This window comes from Streptomyces sp. NPDC051214 (genome assembly GCF_040682375.1).
Classification (GTDB): domain Bacteria; phylum Actinomycetota; class Actinomycetes; order Streptomycetales; family Streptomycetaceae; genus Streptomyces.
In genome coordinates this window covers 176,870-199,615 of record NZ_JBFBAT010000018.1, presented here as the reverse complement: position 1 = coordinate 199,615, position 22,746 = coordinate 176,870, and the positions used below count along the sequence as shown (strand labels likewise).

19 protein-coding genes are annotated in these 22,746 nt (G+C 70.5%); 14 read left to right on the top strand and 5 right to left on the bottom strand.

What is annotated here, in order from left to right; translation table 11 throughout:
* The first annotated feature begins 178 nt into the window (after window positions 1–178).
* Together AB0M70_RS37025 and aroQ are read left to right on the top strand one after the other, a co-directional pair.
* On the top strand, window positions 179–1,276 hold the full coding sequence (locus AB0M70_RS37025; protein WP_365827325.1) for an ionic transporter y4hA: 1,098 nt from the start codon (window positions 179–181) through the stop codon (window positions 1,274–1,276).
* Between the two features lie 25 nt (window positions 1,277–1,301).
* Window positions 1,302–1,763: a type II 3-dehydroquinate dehydratase gene (aroQ, locus tag AB0M70_RS37020; RefSeq protein ID WP_365827323.1), complete on the top strand. Its 462-nt coding sequence runs from the start codon at window positions 1,302–1,304 to the stop codon at window positions 1,761–1,763.
* A 19-nt stretch (window positions 1,764–1,782) separates the two neighbouring features.
* On the opposite strand, the gene AB0M70_RS37015 is transcribed toward aroQ, so the two are convergent.
* Window positions 1,783–2,439: an MBL fold metallo-hydrolase gene (locus AB0M70_RS37015; RefSeq protein ID WP_365827321.1), complete on the bottom strand. Its 657-nt coding sequence runs from the start codon at window positions 2,437–2,439 to the stop codon at window positions 1,783–1,785.
* 10 nt (window positions 2,440–2,449) lie between these two features.
* Window positions 2,450–3,133 carry a maleylpyruvate isomerase family mycothiol-dependent enzyme gene (locus AB0M70_RS37010; protein ID WP_365827319.1) on the bottom strand — a complete coding sequence of 228 codons (684 nt, stop codon included), beginning with the start codon at window positions 3,131–3,133 and terminating at the stop codon, window positions 2,450–2,452.
* A 223-nt stretch (window positions 3,134–3,356) separates the two neighbouring features.
* Between AB0M70_RS37010 and uvrA the strand changes: the two genes are divergently transcribed.
* On the top strand, window positions 3,357–6,443 hold the full coding sequence (gene uvrA, locus AB0M70_RS37005) for an excinuclease ABC subunit UvrA (RefSeq protein WP_365827317.1): 3,087 nt from the start codon (window positions 3,357–3,359) through the stop codon (window positions 6,441–6,443).
* A 131-nt stretch (window positions 6,444–6,574) separates the two neighbouring features.
* Window positions 6,575–7,339 carry a crotonase/enoyl-CoA hydratase family protein gene (locus tag AB0M70_RS37000; protein ID WP_365827315.1) on the top strand — a complete coding sequence of 255 codons (765 nt, stop codon included), beginning with the start codon at window positions 6,575–6,577 and terminating at the stop codon, window positions 7,337–7,339.
* Window positions 7,340–7,348: 9 nt separating this feature from the next.
* Here AB0M70_RS37000 and AB0M70_RS36995 read toward each other — a convergent pair whose 3' ends face one another.
* Window positions 7,349–7,933, bottom strand: a complete 585-nt coding sequence (locus tag AB0M70_RS36995) for a YceI family protein (protein ID WP_365827313.1) — start codon at window positions 7,931–7,933, stop codon at window positions 7,349–7,351.
* Window positions 7,934–8,036: 103 nt separating this feature from the next.
* On the opposite strand from AB0M70_RS36995, the gene AB0M70_RS36990 reads away from it, so the two are divergent.
* Complete coding sequence (locus tag AB0M70_RS36990; RefSeq protein ID WP_365827311.1) at window positions 8,037–8,891, top strand: helix-turn-helix transcriptional regulator; 855 nt, start codon at window positions 8,037–8,039, stop codon at window positions 8,889–8,891.
* Window positions 8,892–9,068: 177 nt separating this feature from the next.
* Here AB0M70_RS36990 and AB0M70_RS36985 read toward each other — a convergent pair whose 3' ends face one another.
* The gene (locus tag AB0M70_RS36985; protein ID WP_365827309.1) at window positions 9,069–9,980 is read right to left on the bottom strand and encodes a carbohydrate kinase; all 912 of its coding nucleotides are present in this window, start codon (window positions 9,978–9,980) and stop codon (window positions 9,069–9,071) included.
* Between the two features lie 193 nt (window positions 9,981–10,173).
* On the opposite strand from AB0M70_RS36985, the gene AB0M70_RS36980 reads away from it, so the two are divergent.
* Window positions 10,174–10,596 carry a Rieske (2Fe-2S) protein gene (locus tag AB0M70_RS36980; RefSeq protein WP_365827307.1) on the top strand — a complete coding sequence of 141 codons (423 nt, stop codon included), beginning with the start codon at window positions 10,174–10,176 and terminating at the stop codon, window positions 10,594–10,596.
* 1 nt (window position 10,597) lies between these two features.
* Here the strand turns inward: AB0M70_RS36980 and AB0M70_RS36975 are convergent, their stop codons facing one another.
* Window positions 10,598–11,545 (bottom strand): hypothetical protein, encoded by a 948-nt coding sequence (locus AB0M70_RS36975; protein WP_365827305.1) that lies wholly within the window; start codon window positions 11,543–11,545, stop codon window positions 10,598–10,600.
* Between the two features lie 228 nt (window positions 11,546–11,773).
* Between AB0M70_RS36975 and AB0M70_RS36970 the strand changes: the two genes are divergently transcribed.
* From AB0M70_RS36970 to gap, 8 genes are all read left to right on the top strand, one after another.
* On the top strand, window positions 11,774–12,379 hold the full coding sequence (locus AB0M70_RS36970) for a papain-like cysteine protease family protein (RefSeq protein ID WP_365827303.1): 606 nt from the start codon (window positions 11,774–11,776) through the stop codon (window positions 12,377–12,379).
* Between the two features lie 5 nt (window positions 12,380–12,384).
* Window positions 12,385–13,230: a hypothetical protein gene (locus AB0M70_RS36965; protein ID WP_365827339.1), complete on the top strand. Its 846-nt coding sequence runs from the start codon at window positions 12,385–12,387 to the stop codon at window positions 13,228–13,230.
* A 109-nt stretch (window positions 13,231–13,339) separates the two neighbouring features.
* Complete coding sequence (gene uvrC / locus AB0M70_RS36960; protein ID WP_365827301.1) at window positions 13,340–15,388, top strand: excinuclease ABC subunit UvrC; 2,049 nt, start codon at window positions 13,340–13,342, stop codon at window positions 15,386–15,388.
* Complete coding sequence (gene rapZ, locus AB0M70_RS36955; protein WP_365827299.1) at window positions 15,385–16,317, top strand: RNase adapter RapZ; 933 nt, start codon at window positions 15,385–15,387, stop codon at window positions 16,315–16,317. The genes uvrC and rapZ overlap by 4 nt, the downstream gene beginning before the upstream one ends.
* Complete coding sequence (gene yvcK, locus AB0M70_RS36950; protein ID WP_365827297.1) at window positions 16,314–17,321, top strand: uridine diphosphate-N-acetylglucosamine-binding protein YvcK; 1,008 nt, start codon at window positions 16,314–16,316, stop codon at window positions 17,319–17,321. The genes rapZ and yvcK overlap by 4 nt, the downstream gene beginning before the upstream one ends.
* Complete coding sequence (gene whiA / locus AB0M70_RS36945; RefSeq protein WP_365827295.1) at window positions 17,312–18,301, top strand: DNA-binding protein WhiA; 990 nt, start codon at window positions 17,312–17,314, stop codon at window positions 18,299–18,301. The genes yvcK and whiA overlap by 10 nt, the downstream gene beginning before the upstream one ends.
* Window positions 18,302–18,460: 159 nt before the next feature.
* A complete protein-coding gene (locus tag AB0M70_RS36940) occupies window positions 18,461–21,442 on the top strand; it encodes a M14 family zinc carboxypeptidase (RefSeq protein WP_365827293.1) in 2,982 nt (993 codons plus the stop codon).
* Window positions 21,443–21,631: 189 nt separating this feature from the next.
* Window positions 21,632–22,642: a type I glyceraldehyde-3-phosphate dehydrogenase gene (gene gap, locus AB0M70_RS36935; RefSeq protein WP_365827291.1), complete on the top strand. Its 1,011-nt coding sequence runs from the start codon at window positions 21,632–21,634 to the stop codon at window positions 22,640–22,642.
* Window positions 22,643–22,746: the final 104 nt, after the last annotated feature.

The following is a 22,746-nucleotide window of genomic DNA, read 5'->3' as shown; positions in this document are numbered from 1 at the left end:
CAACTGCCTCCGGCCCTGCGGATTCCGGTCGTCCCGGATCCTGAAGTCCATCGCACCCCTGAAGTGGGGTGTTGCGACGACCGCTAGAACTCAAGATGCGCCGCGGGCCACTCCCTTGTCGCGGGGGAGCGCGGAACTGAAGTAGCGGGGCCCCGGCGCCCGGTGCAGCATCGGAGACATGATCACTCGGCTCCGGGCAATCGCCACTCAGTGGACCGCGGCCGTACCGGTCCTTGCCGTCGTCCTGCTCGCCTTCACCTGGGGCCGCGATCTGCCGGGCGTCGTCGTGGCCGTGGTGACGCTCGTGCTCGCCGGTGCCGTGCTCGCCGCCGTGCACCACGCCGAGGTGATCGCGCACCGCGTCGGCGAACCCTTCGGCTCGCTCGTCCTCGCGGTCGCCGTGACCATCATCGAGGTCGCGCTGATCGTCACCCTCATGGCCGATGGCGGCGACAAGAGCGCGACGCTGGCCCGCGACACCGTGTTCGCCGCCGTGATGATCACCTGCAACGGCATCATCGGCCTGTGCCTCCTCGTGGGCGCCCTGCGCCACCGCGTCGCCGTCTTCCAGTCCGAGGGGACCGGCGCCGCCCTCGCGACCGTCGCCACACTCGCCACGCTCAGCCTGGTCCTGCCGACCTTCACCACGAGCAAGCAGGGCCCGGAGTTCTCCACCGCGCAGCTCACCTTCGCCGCCCTCGCCTCGCTCGTCCTGTACGGCCTGTTCGTGACCACGCAGACCGTGCGCCACCGCGAGTACTTCCTGCCGATCACCCGCAAGGGCGAGGTGATCGACTCCGAGGACGACGCGGGGCCGACCACGCGCGCCGCCATGTTCAGCATCGGCCTGCTCGCCCTCGCCCTGATCGGCGTGGTCGGACTCGCCAAGGGCGTCTCGCCGACCATCGAGTCCGGAGTGGAGAACGCCGGCATGCCGCACGCCGTGGTCGGCGTGATCATCGCGCTGCTCGTGCTGCTCCCGGAGACCATCGCGGCCGTCCGCGCCACCCGCCGCGACCGGGTGCAGACCAGCCTCAACCTCGCCCTCGGGTCCGCGATGGCCAGCATCGGCCTGACCATCCCGGCCGTCGCGGTCGCCTCCGTCTGGCTCTCCGGGCCGCTGGTGCTCGGACTCGGCCCGACCCACATGGTGCTCCTGGCGCTCACCGTGATCGTCGGCACGCTCACGGTCGTGCCGGGGCGCGCCACCCTGCTGCAGGGCGGCGTCCACCTGGTGCTGTTCGCGGCGTACTTGGAGCTCGCGGTCACACCATGAGAGACCCCCTCAGTACGCTGACGGCATGACGCGCACTCTTGCCAACGCCCCGATCATGATCCTGAACGGCCCCAACCTGAACCTGCTCGGTCAGCGCCAGCCCGAGATCTACGGATCGGACACGCTCGCCGACGTCGAGGCGCTGTGCGCCAAGGCGGCGGCCGCGCACGGCGGCACCGTGGACCTGCGGCAGAGCAACCACGAGGGTCAGTTGGTGGACTGGATCCACGAGGCGCGCGAGCAGCACGCGGGCATCGTCATCAACCCCGCCGCCTACTCGCACACGTCAGTGGCGATCCTGGACGCGCTCAACACCTGTGACGGCATGCCGGTGTTGGAGGTCCACATCTCCAACATCCATCAGCGCGAGGCGTTCCGGCACCACTCGTACGTCTCCCAGCGCGCCGACGGGGTCATCGCGGGGTGCGGCGTACAGGGGTACGTGTTCGCGGTGGAGCGGGTGGCGGCGCTGGTCGGCGCGGCCTAGCCACGGCGGCGTACGCGGTTCACCAGCCCCGTCGGCGCCACTCGGCCAGGTGCGGGCGCTCGGCGCCAAGCGTCGTGTCGCTGCCGTGGCCGGGGTAGACCCAGGTCTCGTCGGGCAGCGTGCCGAAGATCTTCGTCTCGACGTCGTGCAGCAGGCTCGCGAAGGCCTTCGGGTCCTGGTGCGTGTTGCCGATGCCGCCGGGGAAGAGGCAGTCGCCGGTGAAGACGTGCGGGTGGCCGTGCGGGTCGTCGTACACGAGGGCGATCGAGCCCGGCGTGTGGCCCACCAGGTGGCGGGCGGTGAGGGAGACGTGCCCGACGTTCACGGTGTCGCCGTCCGCGAGCGGGATGTCCGTGGCCACGGGGATGCCGGCGACGTCCTCGCGGCCCGCGTACGTCCGGGCGCCGGTGGCCTCGACGACCGCGGCGAGCGCCTGCCAGTGGTCGCCGTGCTGATGGGTGGTGACGACGGACGTGATGCCGTCGTCACCGATCAGCGTGAGCAGTGTCGCGGCGTCGTTCGCCGCGTCGATCAGGAGCTGTTCGTCCGTGGCGCGGCAGCGCAGCAGATAGGCGTTGTTGTCCATCGGGCCGACCGCGACCTTCGAGATCATCAGGTCCTGCAGCTCGTGCACGTCCGCGCCGCCGCCGACCTTCACTGCTCCGCTGTACGTCATGTCACTCAGCCTATAGCGGGGGCAGGGAGGGCAGGAGGCCGCCTTCGGCCGTGAGTGCGGAGCCGTCGCGACGGCCTGCGAGCCAGCCGACCACGTCGGACGCGGAGCCGGAAACAGTGACCTCGGGCTCACCGTCCCGGCCGGTGCTCCACGCACGCGTGCCGTCCGTGACCCGGGTCGGCGGCACAGCGGGGTGCCCTAGGAAGCGAGTCGTCAGGAACGCGATCTCCCGCTGCACGAATTCCTCCGGCAGGTCTTCGACCTCGTACCCGATCCCCAGGTCGACGTGGTGCAGCTCCACCTCGACCCAGCGTCGGAACGGCACCCGGGACGCGGAGTCGGTCACTCCGTTGCGCAGCTCCACCGTGCGGGACCAGTCCGCCGGGATCGTGCCCGCCGCGGCGAAACGCTCCGCCGACTCCCGCACATCGCGGAGCTGCTCGGTCAGTGGCCGGGGCGCGTCACGCTCGATGTCGTTGTCGCGTGCGTCACCACTGACGTACATGGGCCGACCGGAGAGCACATTGACGAGGGCGTCCGCGTTGCGGGCGAGGTGAGCAAGGACATGGCCGCGGGTCCAGCCCGGCAGCCGTGACGGCTCGGCGGTCGAATCGTTGTTCAGTTTCGCGGCTGCGGTGAGCAGCCGGTCGGTCGCGTCACGTACAGACGCCAGGTCGCGCACATGATCAATCATGCGTCCGACGATAGTCGCGCCACACGTTCGGGTGAAGGCGTCCGAGCGGCACCGCAAATCGAATGCACGTGCTATATGGTCGAGTGCGGCGTCGGGCATTCTTGGTGGTCCGGGTTTGTTATCAACCAGGGCAACCGCCCCGGCGTTGTCAGTGGCTCGCCCTAGTCTGTGAATGACGGGGGTCCCGCCCCTGTCACTTCTCTCAAGAAAGGTGCGGACCGGCGTGGCCGACCGTCTCATCGTCCGTGGCGCGCGCGAGCACAATCTCAAGAACGTCTCGCTCGACCTCCCGCGTGACTCCCTCATCGTCTTCACCGGGCTCTCCGGGTCGGGCAAGTCCTCGCTCGCGTTCGACACGATCTTCGCCGAGGGCCAGCGGCGGTACGTGGAGTCGCTGTCCTCGTACGCCCGGCAGTTCCTCGGCCAGATGGACAAGCCGGACGTCGACTTCATCGAGGGCCTCTCGCCCGCGGTCTCCATCGACCAGAAGTCGACCTCGCGCAACCCGCGCTCCACGGTCGGCACCATCACCGAGGTCTACGACTACCTCCGCCTGCTCTTCGCGCGCATCGGCAAGCCGCACTGCCCCGAGTGCGGGCGCCCCATCTCCCGGCAGTCGCCGCAGGCCATCGTCGACAAGGTCCTCGAGCTGCCGGAGGGCAGCCGTTTCCAGGTCCTCTCGCCGCTGGTGCGCGAGCGCAAGGGCGAGTTCGTCGACCTCTTCGCCGACCTCCAGACCAAGGGCTACAGCCGCGCTCGGGTCGACGGCGAGACGATCCAGCTCTCCGAGCCGCCCACGCTGAAGAAGCAGGAGAAGCACACCATCGAGGTGGTCATCGACCGCCTCACGGTGAAGGACTCCGCCAAGCGCCGCCTGACCGACTCCGTGGAGACCGCGCTCGGCCTCGCGGGCGGCATGGTCGTGCTCGACTTCGTCGACCTCCCCGAGGACGACCCCGAGCGCGAGCGGATGTACTCGGAGCACCTTTACTGCCCGTACGACGACCTGTCCTTCGAGGAGCTCGAGCCCCGCTCCTTCTCCTTCAACTCGCCCTTCGGCGCCTGCCCGGACTGCACCGGCATCGGTACGCGCATGGAGGTCGACCCCGAGCTGATCGTCCCGGACGAGGACAAGTCGCTCGACGAGGGCGCCATCCACCCCTGGTCGCACGGCCACACCAAGGAGTACTTCGGGCGGCTCGTCGGCGCCCTCGCCGACGCCCTCGGCTTCTCCACCGACATGCCCTGGGCCGGACTCCCGCAGCGCGCCAAGAAGGCCCTCCTGAACGGCCACAAGACGCAGATCGAGGTCCGCTACCGCAACCGGTACGGCCGCGAGCGGGTCTACACCACGGCCTTCGAAGGCGCCGTCCCCTTCGTCAAGCGCCGCCACAGCGAGGCCGAGAGCGACGCGAGCCGCGAGCGCTTCGAGGGCTACATGCGCGAGGTGCCCTGCCCCACCTGTGAGGGCACGCGTCTCAAGCCGATCGTCCTCGCCGTCTCGGTCATGGGGAAGTCCATCGCCGAGGTCTCGGCGATGTCCATCAGCGACTGCGCGGACTTCCTCGCCGAGCTGAGGCTGGGCGCCCGCGACAAGAAGATCGCCGAGCGCGTCCTGAAGGAGGTCAACGAACGACTGCGCTTCCTGGTCGACGTCGGCCTTGACTACCTCTCGCTGAACCGCGCGGCGGGCACCCTCTCCGGAGGCGAGGCCCAGCGCATCCGCCTGGCCACGCAGATCGGCTCGGGCCTCGTCGGTGTCCTGTACGTGCTGGACGAGCCGTCCATCGGCCTGCACCAGCGCGACAACCACCGCCTGATCGAGACCCTCGTACGCCTGCGCGACATGGGCAACACGCTCATCGTCGTCGAGCACGACGAGGACACCATCAAGGTCGCCGACTGGGTCGTCGACATCGGCCCCGGCGCGGGCGAGCACGGCGGAAAGGTCGTGCACAGCGGCTCCATGAAGGAGCTCCTGTCCAACGAGAAGTCGATCACCGGGCAGTATCTGTCGGGCAAGCGGTCCATCCCGGTGCCGGACGTGCGCCGCCCCGCGGACCCCACCCGCCAGCTGACGGTGCACGGCGCCCGGGAGAACAACCTCCAGGACATCGACGTCTCGTTCCCGCTCGGCGTCCTCACCGCCGTCACGGGTGTCTCGGGCTCCGGCAAGTCGACGCTGGTCAACGACATCCTCTACACGCACCTGGCGCGCGAGCTGAACGGCGCCCGGTCCGTCCCCGGACGGCACACGCGCGTGGACGGCGACGACCTCGTCGACAAGGTCGTGCACGTCGACCAGTCGCCCATCGGCCGCACGCCGCGGTCGAACCCGGCGACGTACACCGGAGTCTTCGACCACGTGCGCCGGCTGTTCGCGGAGACGATGGAGGCGAAGGTCCGGGGCTATCTGCCCGGCCGCTTCTCCTTCAACGTCAAGGGCGGTCGCTGCGAGAACTGCTCCGGCGACGGCACGATCAAGATCGAGATGAACTTCCTGCCGGATGTGTACGTCCCCTGCGAGGTCTGCCACGGGGCGCGCTACAACCGCGAGACGCTGGACGTCCACTACAAGGGCAAGTCCATCGCTGAGGTCCTGGACATGCCGATCGAGGAAGCGCTCGACTTCTTCGAGGCCGTGCCCGCCATCTCCCGTCACCTGCGCACGCTCAACGACGTGGGCCTCGGGTACGTCAGGCTCGGCCAGTCCGCGCCGACGCTCTCCGGAGGCGAGGCCCAGCGCGTGAAGCTGGCCTCCGAGCTCCAGAAGCGCTCGACGGGCCGGACCGTCTACGTCCTGGACGAGCCGACCACCGGTCTGCACTTCGAGGACATCAGCAAGCTGATCACGGTCCTGTCCGGCCTGGTCGACAAGGGCAACACGGTCATCGTCATCGAGCACAACCTCGACGTCGTCAAGACCGCGGACTGGGTCGTCGACATGGGCCCCGAGGGCGGCAACGGCGGCGGTCTGGTCGTCGCCGAGGGCACGCCCGAGGAGGTCGCCGGAGTCCCGACGAGCCACACGGGCAAGTTCCTGCGGGACATCCTCGCGGCGGACCGGATCAGTGACGGAGCCTCGCAGGGGCGTAAGCGGGTTGTCTCCTCGGCGGCCAGGAAGTCGACGGCGGCGAAGGCCACCGCCAAGACGGCCACCGCCAAGTCGGCCACCGCCAAGACGGCCACCGCGAAGAAGGCCGCTTCCAAGGCGCCGGTCAAGAAGGCCGCCGCCAAGACAGCGACGGCCAAGAAGGCCCCCGCCAAGAAGGCCCCTGCCAAGAAGGCGACCAGGGCTCGTAAGGCCTGAGGCAGCTGTGCGGATCTCCGGGTCCGCTGTGGCTGATCGCGCAGCTCCCCGCGCCCCTTTGGGGCGACGGCAACGGGCCGCCGGACACGTTCCCTTGTCCGGCGGCCCGTTCGCGTGTTCGTCTTGTCGGCATGCCCGTACGCATCGAACACCAAGGCCCCGTCACCACGATCGTGCTGTCGCGGCCCGATGTGCGCAACGCCGTCGACGGGCCCACGGCGCGGGCCCTCGCCGACGCGTTCCGTGACTTCGACGCCGATCCCGAGGCCGCCGTCGCCGTGCTGTGGGGCGAGGGCGGCACCTTCTGTGCCGGTGCCGACCTCAAGGCCATCGGCACACCGGCCGGGAACGAGGTGACGGAGAAGGGCGACGGTCCCATGGGGCCGACCCGCATGCGTCTCTCCAAGCCCGTCATCGCCGCGATCTCCGGACACGCGGTCGCCGGAGGCCTTGAGCTCGCCCTCTGGTGCGATCTGCGGGTCGCCGACGACGACGCCGTACTCGGAGTCTTCTGCCGCCGCTGGGGCGTCCCGCTCATCGACGGCGGCACGGTGCGGCTGCCGCGGCTCATCGGCGAGAGCCGGGCCATGGACCTGGTGCTCACCGGCCGTCCCGTCCCCGCGGCGGAGGCGCTCGCGATCGGCCTGGTCAACCGGACCGTGCCGCCGGGCACCTGCCGCGCCGCCGCCGAACGCCTCGCCGCGGAGATCGCCGCGTTTCCGCAGACCTGCCTCCGCAACGACCGGCTCTCCGTACGGGAACAGGCCGGCCTCACCGAGGAGGACGCGATGGCGGGCGAACTGCGCCACGGCCTGCGGTCCCTCACCGAGGCCGCGGACGGCGCCGCCAGGTTCGCCGCCGGGGCGGGGCGGCACGGTGCGTTCACGGAAGACTGAGCCCCGGGCTCATCCCTGCGGCGCGGCGGACTCGGCGGGCTCCAGGAACTGCATGTCCAGCTGGATCTTCACCACGTCGCCGAGCATCCCGGCGCCGAAGTCCAGGCCGTAGTCGCTGCGCTTGATCTCGCCGGTCGCCTCGAACCCCGCGTGACGCCGAGGGTCGCCCGGGAACGCCTGGAGCCCACCGAACTCGACGGCGAGGGTGATCGGCCTCGTCACGTCACCGATGGTCAGCTCGCCCTCCATGGTCCACTCGTCGTCCGCGCCGGCGACCCGCGTCGAACGGAACGTCATCGTGGGGCGGCGCTCGACGTCCAGCAGGTCGGGAGCCTTCACGTGGGCGTCGCGGTCCTTGTTGCCCGTGTCGATCGAGGCGAGCGCGACGGTCGCCGTCACGGATGAGGTCTCGGCGCTCCCGCCCACGACCAGACCGGCCGTCACCTCGCTGAAGCGGCCCCGCACCTTCGAGATCCCGAGGTGGCGGATGGTGAAGTTGACGGCGGAGTGAAAGGGGTCGATCTCCCAGCTCCCGGCGGGGAGGGGGAGCGCGGTCGTCGCGGGAGCGGTGCTCGTGCTCGTGTCGGAAGTCATGCCGTCCACCATGCGAGGCCGCCCACGGGCGAGGAAGGCCGAGCTGAGGCTGGTAGTGACAGGGCCACGATCCGGTCCGGTGCCTGCTGGTACGTTCGGCCGGGTGAGCGACAACGAGCTCGGCACCTTCCTGCGCACCTGCCGCGAGGCGGTCACGCCCGCCGAAGTCGGGCTCCCCACCGGGCCCCGGCGCCGCACGCCGGGCCTGCGCCGCTCCGAGGTCGCCACGCTCGCCGGAGTCAGCGTCGAGTACCTCGCGCGGCTCGAACAAGGCCGCGACCGGCACCCGTCCCCGCAGGTCATGGGGGCGCTCGCGGACGCCCTGCGGCTGTCCACGGAGGAGCGCCACCACCTGCGCCGCCTGGAGAAGGAGACGGTCGGCGACCCCTGCTGCCCGACGGCCGGCATGCCGTCCCGGTCGGTGCGCCCCACCGTGCGGGCGCTCGTCGACCGCCTGGAGCCGGCCCCCGCCGTCCTGCTGAACCGGCTCGGCGACGTCCTCGCGTACACCTCGGGCTATGAGCGGATCATGGGGGCCATCGGTCTTCTCGACGAGGAGCAGCCCAATCTCGTCCGGTTCCTGTTCACCGACGAGCGGGCCCGCGCCGCCTTCCCCGAGTGGGACGGCGTCGCCGACGAGCAGATCGCCCTGCTCCGCGCCGGGTCCATGCTCAGCGACCCGCATGCCGAGGGCTTCGCCGACGAGCTGACCGTGCTGGCCGGCGCGCCGTTCGCCGACCGCATGGCGGCCGTGCCGAGGCTGCCCAGGGCCAGCGGCATCGAACGCGTGACGCACCCGGCGGCCGGGCCGCTGCGGCTTTCGTACGAGACGCTGACGCTGCCCGAGGCCGACGCTCAGCGCCTGGTCGTCCACCTGCCCGCCGACGCGGCCACGTCGGCCGCCCTCGACGCCCTCAACGGCCGCCGGCCGGGCGCCCTGCGCGCGGTGACCGGCTGACAGCCGTCACCCCAGCTCCTCGGCGTACGGGGGCTCCGCGCCAACTTTCGCGCCGAGCGCGGCCCGGGCGTCCACCTGCCCGCCGACGCGGCCACGTCGGCCGCCCTCGACGGCCTCAACGGCCGCCGGCCGGGCGCCCTGCGCGCGGTGACCGGCTGACAGTCGTCGCCCCAGCCGTCACTCCAGCTCCTCGGCGTACGGAGGCTCCGCGCCCGCGCGGGACACCGTGACTGCCGCCGCGCGGGACGCGAAGCGCAGGACCTCGGCCCAAGTGTCGGCGCCGAGCGTGGCCAGGGCGTTCACGGACAGTGCGTCCCGTGCGCGGAGCCCGTGCAGCAGCGCCGCGTTGACGGTGTCGCCCGCGCCGATGGTGTCCACCACGTCGACCGCCTCACCCGGCACCGACCATTCCCCGCCGTCCCGCGTGAACACGGTGAGACCCTCGCCGCCCCGCGTCACCACCACCGCGCCGGGCCCGGACGCGAGCCACTCGCCGGGCGTGCCGCCGAGCCAGCTCGCGTCGTCCTCCGACAGCTTGAGCAGCGAGACCGACGGCAGCCAGCTCTTGAACCGGGCCCGGTAGGCGTCCGCGTCCGGGATCAGGCCCGCCCGGATGTTCGGGTCGAGCGCCGTGAAGACACCCCGCGCCGACTCCCGGCGCATCAGCTCCTCGTACGCGCTCGCGCCCGGTTCCAGGACGAGCGAGCAGGTGCCGAACGAGACCGCGCGCACGGCGTCGGGAAGCCGCTCCGGGGCCGTGAAGAGCCGGTCCGCCGTGCCCTCGACGTAGAAGGAGTAACCGGCGGAGCCGTCCGCGCCGATCGAGGCGACGGCGAGGGTGGTCGGCTCGGCGCCCCGCTGGACGTACGACACCTCGACACCCGCGGCCCGCAACGCGTCGACCAGCGCGTCGCCGAACGCGTCCGTCGAGATCCGCGAGCAGAAGGAGACGGGGGAGCCGAGACGGCCGAGGGCGATCGCGGTGTTGTACGGACCGCCGCCGAGCCGTGGGGCGAGCGCGGGCAGCCCGGCGTCGGCGGGGCCCTGCGGGACGAGGTCGATCAGGGCCTCTCCTGCGACGACTATCACGGGTGGTTCCTCTCGGCTCTGCGTTCGCGGCGGCGCGGCGGCGACTGCCCGGCTTTCGCCACAGGCTAGGGCTTCCCGGCGGCCGTGGCCCGGTGCGGGCGGCACTCGGGCACGGTCGTGCCCAACGCGGGCAAACGGCACCCCGGCGGTATGGTCTGATCCGTCACCGAAGCGCCTGACCTGTGGAGACTCCATGCCCGGCACGCCGCCCCCCGCCCGCCGCACCGTGCTGCGTGCCGCCGCCCTCGTCCCGGCCGCGGGCCTCGGGGTCGCCGCCTGCTCGTCCGGGGGTGATGACGGCGGCTCCAGCCGTTCGGCGCCGACCGCGCCGACGGACCTCGGCGGTGCCGACGAGGTGCAGGTGGGGGCCTCGAAGCTCTACAAGGACGAGAACGTGGTCGTGAGCCGCATCTCCGACGACGAGTACAAGGCGTTCAGCACGATCTGCACGCACGCCAAGTGCCCCATCAACAAGCTGGAGGGGCACAAGCTCATCTGCCCCTGTCACGGAAGCCAGTTCGATGCCACGAACGGCAAGGTGCTGCACGACCCGGCTGTCACGCCCCTCGCCGAGCTGCCGGTGAAGGTGGAGGACGGCAAGATCGTCGCGGGCTGACTCACTCCCAGTCCCAGGCGATCCCCAGGATCCCGGCCCGCACCTGCGGCTCCACGACGTGCACCGACCGGTGGCTGCCGCTCAGCGTCAGCTCCTGGCGGCCGCCGCGCGGCGCGGCGGCCGAATGCTGGGTGAAGCGGTGGCAGCGTACGGGCAGCGCCCTCTCGTCGAAGCGCACCTGGAGCGCGTACTGCCCGCCCGCGAAGGTGAAGCCCCGGAAGTACTCGGTGGCCGCCCCCGCCGTGCCGTCCTCGAAGCCGTAGCGGAACAGATGCGTGTCGCCCGCGCGCAGCCGCGTGTCGAAGAGCAGCTCGGCGACGAGCACCCCCGTCTCGTGGTGCCACCGCACACGCCCCGTGCGGCAGTTCTCCAGTGCGTGCACGGCGACGCGCTCCGGTACGCAGCCGGGGTCGCCGTGGTAGATCGCCAGGTAGCGGTCCACGGCGTCCCGGTGGGCGCGCACGACGTGCTGCGAGTCGCGGCCGAGCAGCTCGCGGCGCTCGCCGATCCGCACCCGCTCGTGGTGGCCGATGGTGTGCAGACCGCCGTCGAGCGGTGAGCCGAGCTCGGTGATCAGCTCCTGCAGCACGTCGGACGCGTCGAGGAGCGAACGGTAGGAGCGGGCGGCGGGGCGCTCGCAGTCGGGGCGCTCGGAGGGCTTGGCGAGGAGCCGGATCAGCGACTCCTCGGGGAGGCCGAGGATCTCCTCCAGGGCGCGCACGGCACGGAGGGACTCGGTGCGCTGAGGGCGGCGCGCGCCCTGCTGCCAGTAACTCAGGCTCGTCACCCCGACGTTGACGCCTTGCCGCGCCAGATGGTGCCGTACGCGTTGCAGGGGCAGGCGCCGCGCGGCGATAGCGGCCCGCAGCGCCACGTGGAAGGGCCCGGTGCGCAGGGCGGTCTCCAGGTCCGCGGGCGCGCCCTTCGCGAGCTGTGTGCCGTGCCGCATCGCAAGGCCCTTCTGTGAACGTTCACATCGGCCGTCCGGGCGTGGTCGCCGGTCGGAGCGGGCCACCAGGTGGGCGTACGAGGGGTGTTCACATCCGTACGCCGCCGTTCACGGCCCAAGTAATCCCGCATTGAACCTTGTTGACCTGCACCCGACAACACTCGATGCTCAATCGCAGCGTCCGGACGCGCTCCTCCACCACCCCACCCCCCGCATGGGAGGAACGCGATGCGCCCCAGCACCAGCAGATACGGCGGCCGCAGACGGCTGTCCGCGCTCGCCCTCGTGGCGGTCGCCCTGGTCGCCGCACCGGCGGCCACGGCCACGGCCGCCCCCGACGATCCGTCCGCTCTCGCCGCCAAGCGCCTGAACATCACCATGCAGGCCCAGCAGAAGACCAACTGGTGCTGGGCCGCGGCAGGCAACACGATCGCCACCTTCTACGGCAAGAAGTACAGCCAGAACCAGTTCTGCAACGCCGCTTTCGGGCGCAGCCAGAGCACCGAGTGCCCCAACTCGCAGGCGACGCTCGGCGACGTGCAGAACGGTCTCGACTGGGCGGGCATCAACGCCGGCTCGTACGTCAGCGGCTGGCTGCGCTACCCGACCGTGCAGGCCGAGATCAACGCGGGCCGTCCGGTCGAGACCCGCATCCAGTGGTCGAACGGCGGCGGTCACATGCACGTCCTCTACGGGTACGACGACGCGAGCAGCTGGGTCTACTGGGGCGACCCGTGGCCCTCGAGCGACCGCTACAACTGGGCCTCGCACAGCTGGTACGTCAACAACAACACCTTCTCCTGGACCCACTCGCTCTACCGGATCGGGGCGTGAGCGCGATGACCCGTCACCCTTCCCGTCCTCGCCCCCTTCCCCGTCACCTGCTGCGTGGCGCGCTCGCCGGCGCGGCGGCCACCCTGCTGCTCGGCCTCGCGGCGCCGTCCGCCGGCGCGGATTCCGGGCCTTCGGACGCCTCGCGTGAGGCGGCCCACGATGCCGCGGGGGCGCCCGGGGCCCTCGACACGCTCTCCCGCTTCTTCGCGCGGGAGGGGGCCGTCAGCAAGGCCGCGGCCGACCCCCGCGTTCAGGGCGAAGCCGTACCCGTGCGCTACCTCTCCCCGGATTTCGTGGCCGGGAAGAAGGGCGCGGAGGTCGCCCGCGTGGAGTTCCTCGCCAGCAAGGCCGTCTCCTCCGACGGGCAGGAGGCCTCCTTGTGGACGGTGAAGCAGGGCGGCTCCTGGAAGGTCGTGAACATCGCCACCGGGGACGACGAGACGCACTACGCGCGCGTGGGCGCCGACAAGCTCCCCGGAGGCACCGTCTTCCACGAGCCGCAGATCAATGCCTGGTACGTGCAGGGGCGGGGCCGTGTGCTGCCGCTGGACGCGGACGCGAGGCGTGCCGTGGGCCGGGGCGGGGTCTCGGTCACCGCCTACCAGAAGCGGGTGCACGCCGCGTACGCCGACAAGCTGCCGGGGTCTTCGTACGCGAGGTCCGGCGAGGCGGGGGGCTTCGCCCCGAAGGAGCGGACCGCGGAGCCCCCGGCGGCTGCCGCGCACACGGCCGCGGCCTCGGCCGACGGCCCCGTCACGGTGGCCTCCTCCGTGGCCGGAGCGGGAGCCCTGCTGGCCCTCGGCCTCTCCGGGGTGGCCGTCCTTCGGCGTCGCACCCGGCAGCGCGGCTGACCTTCCCGGCCTCCGGCCGGGTTCCCCCACCCACCCGCTCCCCGGAGCGGGTGGGCGCCCAGCCCCCTCGAGCCCCTGACTGTCAGCCCCCGCCAGTAGGGTGTGGAGCATGGCAGACCCCTCCAGCTACCGCCCCAAGCCGGGACAGATCCCCGACTCGCCGGGGGTCTATCGGTTCCGCGACGAACACCGCCGGGTGATCTACGTGGGCAAGGCGAAAAGCCTGCGCCAGCGCCTGGCGAGCTACTTCCAGGACCTCACGAATCTGCACCCGCGCACCGCCACGATGGTGACGACGGCCGCCTCCGTCGAGTGGACCGTGGTCTCCACCGAGGTCGAGGCGCTGCAGCTCGAGTACACCTGGATCAAGGAATTCGACCCCCGGTTCAACGTCAAGTACCGCGACGACAAGAGCTATCCGTACCTCGCGGTGACCATGAACGAGGACTTCCCGCGCGTGCAGGTGATGCGCGGCCACAAGAAGAAGGGCGTCCGCTACTTCGGGCCGTACGGCCACGCCTGGGCGATCCGCGACACCGTGGACCTCCTCCTGCGGGTCTTCCCCGTCCGCACCTGCTCGGCGGGCGTCTTCAAGAACGCCGAGCGCACCGGCCGCCCCTGCCTCCTCGGCTACATCGGCAAGTGCGCCGCGCCCTGCGTGGAGCGGGTCTCCCGGGAGGAGCACCGCGAACTCGCCGAGGACTTCTGCGACTTCATGGCGGGCCGCACGAACACGTACATCCGCCGTGTCGAGCGGCAGATGGCGGACGCCGCCGAGGACATGGAGTACGAGAGGGCCGCCCGACTCAGGGATGACGTAGGGGCCCTCAAGAAGGCCATGGAGAAGAGCGCCGTCGTCCTCGCCGACGCCACGGACGCCGACCTCATCGCCCTGGCCGAGGACGAGCTCGAGGCCGCCGTCCAGATCTTCCACGTCCGCGGCGGCCGCGTGCGCGGTCAGCGCGGCTGGGTCACCGACAAGGTCGAGGCGGTCACCAGCGGCGACCTCGTCGAGCACGCCCTCCAGCAGCTGTACGGGGAGGAGAGCGGCGACTCCGTGCCGAAGGAAGTCCTCGTCCCCGCGCTGCCCGACCCGATCGAGCCCGTCCAGGAGTGGCTCACCGAGCGCCGCGGGTCGAACGTCTCGCTGCGCATCCCGCAGCGCGGCGACAAGAAGGCGCTCATGGAGACCGTGGCGCGCAACGCACAGCAGTCGCTCGTGCTGCACAAGACCAAGCGCGCCTCCGACCTGACCACGCGTTCCCGCGCCCTGGAGGAGATCGCCGAGGCACTCGAACTGGACAGCGCCCCCCTGCGCATCGAGTGCTACGACATCTCGCATCTGCAGGGTGACGACGTCGTGGCCTCGATGGTCGTCTTCGAGGACGGCCTCGCCCGCAAGAGCGAGTACAGGCGCTTCCAGATCAAGGGCTTCGAGGGCCAGGACGACGTCCGCTCGATGCACGAGGTGCTCACGCGCCGCTTCAAGCGCTATCTCTCCGACAAGGAGAAGACGGGGGAGTGGTCCCCCGAGGACGAGCAGGAGAGCCTCACCGAGGAGGACGGCCGTCCCAAGCGCTTCGCCTATCCGCCCCAGCTCGTCGTCGTGGACGGCGGAAAGCCGCAGGTCGCGGCGGCCCAGCGGGCCCTGGACGAGCTGGGCATCGACGACATCGCGGTGTGCGGCCTGGCCAAGCGCCTCGAAGAGGTCTGGGTGCCGGACGACGACGACCCGGTGATCCTGCCGCGTACCAGCGAGGGGCTGTACCTTCTCCAGCGGGTACGCGACGAGGCGCACCGTTTCGCGATCACCTACCAGCGCGCCAAGCGGGCCAAGCGCTTCAAGGCCGGGCCGCTGGACGCCGTGCCGGGCCTCGGCGACGCACGCAAGCAGACGCTGATCAAGCACTTCGGTTCGGTGAAGAGGCTGCGATCCGCGACAATCGACCAGATCTGCGAGGTTCCGGGCATAGGCCGCAAGACGGCCGAGGCCATCATCGTGGCGCTGGCCGGAGCGACTCCCGCCGGTCCCGCCGTGAACACGGCGACCGGAGAGATCATTGAAGACGAGGAGCCCGCGCGCACGGGAGCCTCGGAGGACGGCGAGGGGCCCGTCACCGCGGGCACCTCAGAGGAACGACGGGGGCAGGAGCCATGACCGAGCACGACGAAGGCGGCGAGCAAGTGAGTACGGGCACGACCATCACACCAGGTGAGGCCGGAGAGGTGGTCCCCGAGCTGGTGATCATCTCCGGCATGTCGGGAGCCGGACGCAGCACCGCGGCGAAGTGTCTCGAGGACCTCGGCTGGTTCGTCGTCGACAACCTGCCGCCCGCGCTGATCCCCACCATGGTGGAGCTCGGCGCCCGCTCGCAGGGGAACGTCGCCCGCATCGCGGTCGTCGTCGACGTGCGGGGCCGCCGCTTCTTCGACAATCTGCGCCAGTCCCTCGCGGACCTGGAGGCCAAGCACGTCACCCGGCGGATCGTCTTCCTGGAGTCCTCGGACGACGCCCTGGTGCGCCGCTTCGAGTCGGTGCGCCGCCCGCACCCGCTGCAGGGCGACGGCCGCATCGTCGACGGCATCGCGGCCGAGCGCGAGCTCCTGCGCGAGCTGCGCGGCGACGCCGACCTGGTGATCGACACCTCCAGCCTGAACGTGCACGAGCTGCGCGCCAAGATGGACGCCCAGTTCGCGGGCGACGAGGAGCCCGAGCTGCGGGCCACGGTCATGTCGTTCGGCTACAAGTACGGCCTGCCGGTCGACGCCGACCTCGTCGTGGACTGCCGCTTCCTGCCCAATCCGCACTGGGTGCCGGAGCTGCGCCCCTTCACGGGGCTCAACGAAGAGGTGTCCGGCTATGTCTTCAACCAGCCGGGCGCCAAGGAGTTCCTCGACCGGTACGCCGAGCTCCTCCAGCTCATCGCCGCGGGATACCGCCGCGAGGGCAAGCGTTACGTGACGATCGCGGTCGGCTGTACGGGCGGCAAGCACCGCTCCGTGGCCATGTCGGAGAAGCTCGCGGCGCGCCTCGTGTCCGAGGGCGTCGAGACCGTCCTCGTCCATCGGGACATGGGGCGAGAGTGAAGTCCTCCCTGCGGCTGAACCGTCTGGGCCGCAAGCGGGGCGCTCAGCCCAAGGTCGTGGCGCTCGGCGGCGGGATGGGCCTGTCCGCCTCGCTCGCCGGTCTTCGCCGCATCACCGGTGACCTCACCGCCGTGGTCACCGTCGCCGACGACGGCGGCTCCAGCGGGCGGCTCCGCGACGAGCTGGGCGTGCTGCCCCCGGGCGACCTGCGCAAGGCGCTCGCCGCGCTGTGCGGGGACGACGACTGGGGCCAGACGTGGTCCCGCGTCATCCAGCACCGCTTCCAGTCCAAGGGCGACCTGCACGAGCACGCGGTGGGCAATCTGCTGATCGTCGCCCTGTGGGAACAGCTCGGCGACCACGTCCAGGCCCTCGACCTGGTCGGCAAGCTGCTGGGCGCGCACGGCCGCGTACTGCCGATGTCGGCGGTGCCGCTGGAGCTGCAGGCCCTGGTCAAGGGGCATGATCCGGCGCGCCCGGACGAGGTGGACACGGTGCGCGGGCAGGCCACGGTGGCGCTCACCCCGGGTGAGGTGCAGTCCGTGCACCTCGTCCCGCACGACCCGCCGGCCGTCCCCGAAGCGGTCGCCGCGGTGCTCGACGCGGACTGGGTGGTGCTCGGCCCCGGCTCCTGGTTCTCCTCGGTGATCCCGCATCTCCTCGTCCCCGAACTGCTCGACGCGCTCATCCAGACGAAGGCCCGCAGGGTCCTCTCGCTCAACCTCGCGCCGCAACCCGGTGAAACCGATGGGTTCTCTCCGCAGCGTCATTTGGAGGTTTTGGCCCGACACGCCCCTAAACTCGCCCTGGACGTGGTGCTGGCCGACGACGCCGCCGTGCCCGACCGTGAGTCACTCACCGATGCCGCCAAGCGGCTCGGCGCCACGGTCGAGCTGGCGCCGGTGGCCAGGCACGATGGCACTCCGAGGCACGATCCGGAGCTCCTGGCCACCGCGTACGACCGTATTTTTCGGATGCATGGAAGGATCGGCCCATGGCGATGACGGCAGCGGTGAAGGACGAGATCTCCCGGCTTCCCGTCACCCGGACCTGCTGCAGGAAGGCAGAGGTCTCGGCCATCCTGCGGTTCGCGGGCGGCCTTCACCTGGTGAGCGGCCGCATCGTGATCGAGGCGGAGCTGGACACGGCGATGGCCGCGCGACGGCTGAAGCGGGACATTCTCGAGATCTTCGGGCACAGCTCGGAGCTGATCGTGATGGCCCCCGGCGGACTGCGGCGCGGCTCGCGCTACGTCGTTCGGGTGGTTGCGGGCGGCGATCAGCTGGCCCGCCAGACGGGTCTCGTGGACGGCCGGGGACGCCCCATCAGAGGGCTGCCGCCACAGGTGGTCTCGGGGGCCACCTGTGACGCCGAGGCCGCGTGGCGCGGGGCCTTCCTCGCGCACGGATCGCTGACCGAGCCGGGCCGCTCCTCCTCCCTGGAGGTCACCTGCCCGGGACCGGAGGCCGCCCTCGCCCTGGTCGGTGCCGCGCGCAGGCTGCAGATCGGGGCCAAGGCCCGTGAGGTGCGCGGCGTGGACCGCGTGGTGGTGCGGGACGGCGACGCGATCGGCGCCCTGCTCACCCGGCTCGGCGCCCACGAGTCGGTGCTCGCCTGGGAGGAGCGGCGGATGCGCCGCGAGGTGCGCGCCACCGCCAACCGCCTGGCCAACTTCGACGACGCCAACCTGCGCCGCTCGGCCCGCGCGGCCGTCGCCGCGGGCGCCCGCGTGCAGCGCGCCCTGGAGATCCTCGGCGACGAGGTCCCCGAGCACCTCGCGGCGGCCGGACGGCTGCGCATGGAGCACAAGCAGGCCTCCCTGGAGGAGCTTGGCGCGCTCGCCGACCCGGCGCTGACGAAGGACGCGGTCGCGGGCCGCATCCGCCGGCTCCTTGCCATGGCGGACAAGCGGGCCCAGGACCTGGGGATTCCGGGTACGGAGTCCAACCTGACCGAGGAGCTCGCCGACAACATGGCGGTCTGACCGCCGTCGTACGCGAGCAAGCCGCCGGGGCCGTGCAGGCCCCGGCGGCTTCTTCGTGTTCCTTCGCGTCTGACCCTTCACGCCATATTGACATGATCATGAAGTGTCACGAGCCTGGCGTTCGCGCACAAATGTGCCGGACAACCGCAAGGGGGGCTCATGAGACCAAGAGAGAGATCCAAGAGATCCAGAGCCGGTTTCAGATCCGTCGTCGCCGCAGGCGCGCTGCTCGTCGGCGGCCTTGTCGCAGTGCCGCACGCCCAGGCCGACAGCGGGGCCAAGGCCCCGGCCGCCGACGACCCGGCGGCCGTGAAGGTCTACGAGGCCGTGGTCACCGAGAAGCAGATCCCGATCCTCGTCGAGGCGGGCCAGGACGCCCACGAGCTCGCGGGGCAGACCCGCGAAAGCGGCGCCGCCCGCGTCGAGGTCTACCTGACCGAGGCGCAGGCCAAGGGCGTCGAGCAGGAGGGCGTGAAGCTCACCGAGCAGAAGGTCTCGGCCAGTACGCAGCAGAAGCTCAAGGCCGCGGGGGACGGCGTCTTCCGCCCGTACAGCGGCAAGGGCGGCCTCAAGGAGGAGATCGTCAAGACCGGTCAGGCCCACCCGGGCCTCACCAAGGTCGTCTCCATCGGCAAGACGCTCAAGGGGCAGGACATCCTCGCCCTGAAGCTCTCCAAGGGCGCGAGCAAGACCAAGGACGGCTCCAAGCCGTCCACGCTCTACATGTCCAACCAGCACGCGCGCGAGTGGATCACCCCCGAGATGACCCGCCGCCTGATGCACCACTACCTGGACAACTATGGCAAGGACCAGCGCATTACCAAGCTCGTGAACTCCACCGAGCTGTGGTTCGTGCTCTCCGCCAACCCCGACGGATACGACTTCACGCACGCCCCCGAGGGCGAGCGCCAGTGGCGCAAGAACCTCCGCGACATCGACGGCGACGGCAAGATCGCGGCGGGCGACGGCGTCGACCTCAACCGCAACTTCGCCTACAAGTGGGGCTACGACAACGAGGGCTCGTCCCCCGAGCCGTCATCGGAGACCTACCGCGGCACCGGCCCCATGTCCGAGCCCGAGACCAAGGCCATCGACCGCTTCCAGAAGCGCATCGGCTTCACGTACGGCATCAACTACCACTCGGCGGCCGAACTGCTCCTCTACGGGATCGGCTGGCAGGTCGCCACGCCGAGCCCGGACGACGTCCTCTACCGGGCGCTGAACGGCACCCCGGAGAAGCCCGCCGTCCCCGGCTACCACCCGCAGGTCTCCTCCGAGCTCTACACCACCAACGGTGAGGCGGACGGCCACGCGGGCAACATCAACGGCATCTCGATGTTCACGCCGGAGATGTCCACCTGCCAGACTGTCTCCAACATCGACCCGAACGACGCCTGGAAGCCCGAGGACTGCGCCTCGATCTTCACCTTCCCGGACGACGAGAAGCTGATCCAGCAGGAGTTCGCGAAGAACGTCCCGTTCGCGCTCGCCGTCGCGGAGACCGCACTCCACCCCGACCAGCCGGTCTCCGTCACCGACATCGAGGCCCCCGACTTCACGCCGGACTCCTTCACGCAGTCGTACGCGCGCGGTGGCGACCAGGAAGTCGCCGTCACCGCCCGCAAGTCGGTGCGCGACAAGGAGCTCAACTACCGCGTCAACGGCGGCCGTACGCACGACGAGGACCTCAGGGCCTGGAAGGGCGGCGAGACCTACGGCGGTGAGGACAACCTCCACTTCGACCAGTACCGCGCCGAGATCGAGGACACGCGCGCGGGCGACAAGGTCGAGGTGTGGTTCACCGGCCGCAACAAGAAGGGAAAGACGGAAAGCCCGCACTTCACCTACACCGTTGCCGAGCGGGCCAAGGCGAACACCCTCGTCGTCGCCGAGGAGGGCGCCCCGGCGAAGGAGGCCCAGAAGTACGTCGACGCCCTGAAGGCCAACGGCCGTTCGGCCGTGGTCTGGGACGTCGCCGAGAAGGGTGCCCCGCATCCGCTCGGCGTCCTGTCGCACTTCTCCGCGGTCGTGCACTACACCGGCGACCCGGTGCCCGGCGCGCCCACCCAACTCGCCCTGCGCGCCTACCTCAACGAGGGCGGCAAGCTGATCGAGTCCGGCGAGCGCACCGGCGGCAACGTGGACCTCGGTGACGCGCTCACCGACGACTTCGCGCAGTACTACCTCGGTGCGTACGAACGCCTTTCCGCACCCGGCGCCAACAGCTTCGAGGGCAGCGGCGCGCTCGACGGCGTCAAGACCCCGCTGGCGGCGGCCGCCTCCAACCCCCTGGACAAGGCGGGCCGTTACACCGTCACGTCCGACAGCCTGCCCGCCGACGAGTTCCCGCAGTTCAAGAGCGCGGCGGCAGGCACCTACCCGGGGCTCGCCAACCCGTACGCGCCCTTCGAGGGCCAGGGCATGGCCTCCGCGTCCCACGCCGACCAGGACTGGAAGCGGCTGACCCGCACCATCGACCTGACCGGGGTCACGGCCGCGGACCAGCCGCAGCTGCGGTTCCAGCTCAACTGGAACCTGGAGACCGGCTACGACCACGGCGTCCTCGAGGCGCACACCACCGGCAACGACGACTGGACCACGCTGCCGGACGCGAACGGCAACTCGTCCCAGGCGGTGCCCGCAGAGTGCGGGGCCGGGTTCTTCATCAACGGCCACCCGTTCCTGCGCCACTACCTGACGCAGTCGGCCACCGGCTGCACGGCATCCGGCACCAGTGGGGCCTGGAACAGCTTCACCGGGTCCTCCGGCGGCTGGAAGCCCGTCTCCTTTGACCTGAGCCCCTACGCGGGCAAGACGATCGAGGTGTCCCTGAGCGCCATCACCGACCCCTCCAGCGGGGGCCGCGGGCTCTTTGCGGACAACGCTCAGCTCGTGATAGGGGGCAACGCCACGCAGACCGAGGGATTCGAGGCCTCGCTGGGCACCTGGGCCGTCGCCCCGGCACCCCCCGGAAGCCCCAACATCACGGGTGACTGGGCCCGTACGGGGGAGCTCTACAAGCCCCACGCGGCCGTCACAGCGCGTGACAGTGTGCTGCTCGGCTACGGGTTCGAGCACGTACCCGGAAATGCCGAACGGGCCGCTCTTATGGGCGCATCCCTTGCACATCTGCGCCGCTGACGCTGCGTAATCAAAGCCGAGATCGCGGTGGCTCGTGCTCCCTACTCGGGAGTACGGGCCACCGTGCCGTCCGGGCCCCCTGTCGATGTCACCCAAAGGCCATCAGAGAGGTAGGGTCGGAGGCGGTCGGGGACATCCCATACAACTCGCCGGCGTCTGAAACCGGCGTACCAACGAGGAGATCGGTTCGTGACGATCCGCGTAGGCATCAACGGCTTCGGCCGCATCGGGCGCAACTACTTCCGGGCGCTGCTCGAGCAGGGTGCGGACATCGAGATCGTGGCTGTCAACGACCTGGGTGACACCGCGACTACCGCGCACCTTCTGAAGTACGACACCATCCTGGGCCGTCTCAAGGCCGAGGTGTCGCACACCGAGGACACCATCACGGTCGACGGCCACACCATCAAGGTGCTGTCCGAGCGCAACCCCGCCGACATCCCGTGGGGCGAGCTGAACGTCGACATCGTGATCGAGTCGACGGGCATCTTCACCAAGAAGGCCGACGCCGAGAAGCACATCGCCGGTGGCGCGAAGAAGGTCCTCATCTCGGCTCCGGCCAAGGACGAGGACATCACCATCGTGATGGGCGTCAACCAGGACAAGTACGACGCGGCCAACCACCACGTCATCTCGAACGCGTCCTGCACCACCAACTGTGTGGCGCCGATGGCGAAGGTTCTCGACGAGAACTTCGGCATCGTCAAGGGCCTGATGACGACGGTCCACGCGTACACCAACGACCAGCGCATCCTGGACTTCCCGCACTCGGACCTGCGTCGCGCCCGCGCCGCCGCCGAGAACATCATTCCGACCACGACCGGTGCCGCCAAGGCCACCGCCCTGGTCCTCCCGCAGCTCAAGGGCAAGCTCGACGGCATCGCGATGCGCGTCCCGGTCCCGACCGGTTCCGCCACCGACCTCGTCGTCGACCTGCAGCGCGAGGTCACCAAGGACGAGGTCAACGCCGCGTTCAAGAAGGCCGCCGACGACGGCGACCTCAAGGGCATCCTCTTCTACACCGAGGACCCGATCGTGTCGTCCGACATCGTCAGCGACCCTGCCTCCTGCACCTTCGACTCCTCCCTGACCATGGTCCAGGAGGGCAAGACGGTGAAGATCCTCGGCTGGTACGACAACGAGTGGGGCTACTCCAACCGCCTCGTCGACCTCACGGTCTTCGTCGGCGGTCAGCTCTGATCAGCGGAGCAGACACCTCGATGTGAACACAGGGTCCGGGCCGCGCAATACTGCGTGGTCCGGGCCTTGTCGCACGTCAGCCCTCTTAAGGAGTCCTGGAGTCC